Source organism: Methanomassiliicoccales archaeon (assembly GCA_014361295.1).
Classification (GTDB): domain Archaea; phylum Thermoplasmatota; class Thermoplasmata; order Methanomassiliicoccales; family JACIVX01; genus JACIVX01.
In genome coordinates, this window is sequence record JACIVX010000043.1 from 1 (window position 1) to 3,425 (window position 3,425).

At 38.1% G+C, this 3,425-nt stretch carries 1 protein-coding gene; it reads right to left on the reverse strand.

The window, feature by feature from the left end; all coding sequences use genetic code 11:
- A partial coding sequence (locus tag H5T41_10875; GenBank protein ID MBC7109260.1) for a hypothetical protein occupies nt 1-3,320 on the reverse strand: 3,320 nt, incomplete at its 3' end.
- Nucleotides 3,321-3,425 lie beyond the last annotated feature (105 nt).

Below are 3,425 nucleotides of genomic sequence, written 5' to 3' on the forward strand. Positions count from 1 at the left end.
GTTGCATCTGGATCATTTAATATTATCCTTACCGCCTCTTCTATTGTGAAGTAATTCTTGTTATGTGTTTCATCTCCTCTCTTCCATAGCAATATTGGCTCTTCATTCCAGAACTGATACCATATTTCATTTACTCCGCTATCCCATATGAAATCTTCACTTGCATTAAGCCATATCTGAGTTGTTGGTGTTACCCAGTGAATTGTTTCTCCTCCAGCAATTGTCTCCTCTACATATGGCATGCTGAATTCCTTCTTTGTTCTTGGAGGTGTGCAATCTATAACAACATCCTGCTTCTTCTCTCCTTCTGTCATGTTATTGTAATCATACACCTGCCAGTGAATTTCATATTTTCCACATGAATAATCCACAAGCGAGCCAAGGTGTATCCATATCCTGAAGTATTCTCTCCATTCTTCATATTCCTCATCGTATTCATAATATTTGTCATATTTCACACTTCCATTATCGAAGCCATCTTCCCATTCATAAGCGGTTGTCCATGGAATTAGAGCTTCCCAGTTACCAGCACCGCCCATCACTTCCCTTACTTTAACATTGTAGTAGCCAACAAATGATATGCTTTCAACATGATACCATCCATCGTTGTAAATTCCGTTGTATGGTGCAAGCCACTCAATATACATGTAGTCGCAATAGCTCCACAGCCCATCGCCATTGGTATCGATGTAATCTGTTATGCTTCCCGCAACTTCTCCGCCGATATATATTGTTCCTTTCTTAATCTGATTCGATATCAACTTTATATCTGCTTCTTTTGTTACCCATCTCCATACTGTATAATTAACATACCATATTCCTGTCTGGCAAAGCGGGTTAGCGGGCATATCCGTTGTATTTATTACAAGCCATGAGCAATTCTGGAAGTAATATACATTTGATGTTTCATTGTAATATAGCCAGCCATTTGTTATATCAAATTCTAAATTGCTTACTGGCTCCATATCATCTACTCCAACATGCCATTCAACTGGCTCTTCTGTATTGCATAAATCATCCTTGCTGAAGTAATACAGCCAGTGCTCGCATCCTTCTGTGAAATAGAATGGCTCATCATAATGCATCCAATAAATATAGCCACCAAATGGCGGAGCCTGTCCAAACCAGAAATCATAATCATTATTGAACTGTATTTTATCTGCATGGCTTGAAACCGCAATCTGGCTACCATTTATTGCTCCAGGCGTGTCTGGAGTTGGATAGAATTCATATTGGCCACTTGTCTCATTATACCATACCCATCTATAATATGTATTATTCTGCCAGTTGTATGGATATACGCATGCTTCGCCATAATGATTTGCATAGAAATGCACATCATCATTTATGCATATTACATTTAGCATTCCTTCTTCAATCATTTCTGGAGTGTAGTATTCTATTTCTACAGCTGATATATTCCATGAGCATGCATTTCTTATTAGCTCATATTCATCGCTATATAGGGTATCATATACTCCAAGGACAACAATGCTTCCTTTTCCTGGAACTTCTCTATAAACAACATATGCATTGCTATCATCTTCATCGCTAACTGTTAAAACAACTGCATTATCTGGAAGCATATCTATATACATCTGTGCATCTCCACTAACACTTGAAATTATCTGCCCAACAGTGTAGCCAGATGTTATTGGATGAGATATTTCTATTCTCTGGTCATTAGGTTGAGAGTTATAATCCCAATAAGTGTCCTTTCCATTTGTTCCAACTGCTCCTGGCCACATATAGCCAGAGTATGCAGCGAAGCAAACTGCACTATCTCCAGCAATTATTCTCTTTCCTTCATCGAACCATGCATCAACATCATCAACCCACTGGTTTGGAACTGCATTATCTGGTAGCACAAGGACATCATAATTCTGCAATGTTGAATAATCAAGCGATGTTATTACATTTACAATGAATCTTCCCAGTGGGTCATTTGTCAATACATAATAGAATTCATCATAGTTGTTTGATACCCCTCCAGTGAAATAACTTCCTACTCCATTTATTGAGCTATCATAAATTGCAACTCTTATCACATAATATTGATTCCTTGGTATCGGTGGATGCTCTCCCCAGCTGATGCCAAGCCATGTTTCTGGAGCAATTCCATCAACATACCAGCGCTCATGCACAAGCTCGCTACTATGGCATAGCTTATCTTTTGCAAAGTAATACAAGTCATGTGTGCAGTTTTCTGGCAGATGTGCTTCAAATGAAATATATCCTACCCTTTCATCCTTATCATACTCTCCATTATCATAAATTGCATACCACCAGTATTCATAAATTTCTTCATCTTCTGGAGTTATTCCTGGAATTTCACAGCCACACAAATACTCATCGCCATATCCTTCTTCTTCTTCACCATTCCATTCATATCTCCAGTATATAGCATCTACACCTACAGCGCAATCATTCAATGGCATATCATAAGAATTTATTGTTATTGGAGCACAAGCCCTTAAGAAGCCATATGAAGTTATATCAACCCAGAAGATTGCCCAGTAGTCATCTTCAAAATGTCCATATCCGTATGCTGTCTGGAATACAAATGCTATCTGTATGTCTTGTCCATAATAATCCCATAGAGAGATGTCCTCAACATTATCATGCACATCACTGCTAAATGATTTCAATAGATGCCATTCTCCGCTTTCATCTATTAGATATACATACGCATATACATTAGAATAGGTGCGCTCGAAGTAATGCCTGAATGTTAAATTGCTGAACTTTGGCAAATCATAAATTACTGGCGAGTAAAGAATTTCATCCTGGTTGCTCCACTTATAGCCATGCACAACAGCAGCATCAATTATGGTGCCATCGCTCCACGGACTTACATATTGCTCCCATCCATAATACGAATAGCCAGCCCAATAGCCATCTATGCTCCAGTCTCCATATTCTGTCAAGCCATCTGTTGGCGGGAACCTTGGAACCGCTGTTGAGCTAACAGTATGCTTATACATATCAAAATTATCTTCAAATACTGCATCGCTAACTTCTCTTATTTCAAGTTTAATATCATCTATAATCCATCCAAAATCTGTTCCAGCGGAATTGCTATAGAATCTGAATCTTATCTTTATTACCTTTCCAATATAATTGCTTATATCAATGAATTCCTGCACCCAGTCACGATCATAAGAATAACTTGCAAGATATTGCCATGTTCCATCAGCATAAATTTCAACATATGCTGTATCGCCACTGCTCATATCGTATTTATGCCAGAACATAAGCATTGCTTTCTTGCCAGCATATCCAGTTAAATCAATATCCTGGCTTATCAATGCGTCATTCATGCAATTCAGATAATGCGGAGCGCTTTCAACTCCACAATACCATGAGTGATTTTCTGAATGATAATCATAATCTGTTATATGCCATTTGCTTGTTTCAAGCATTTC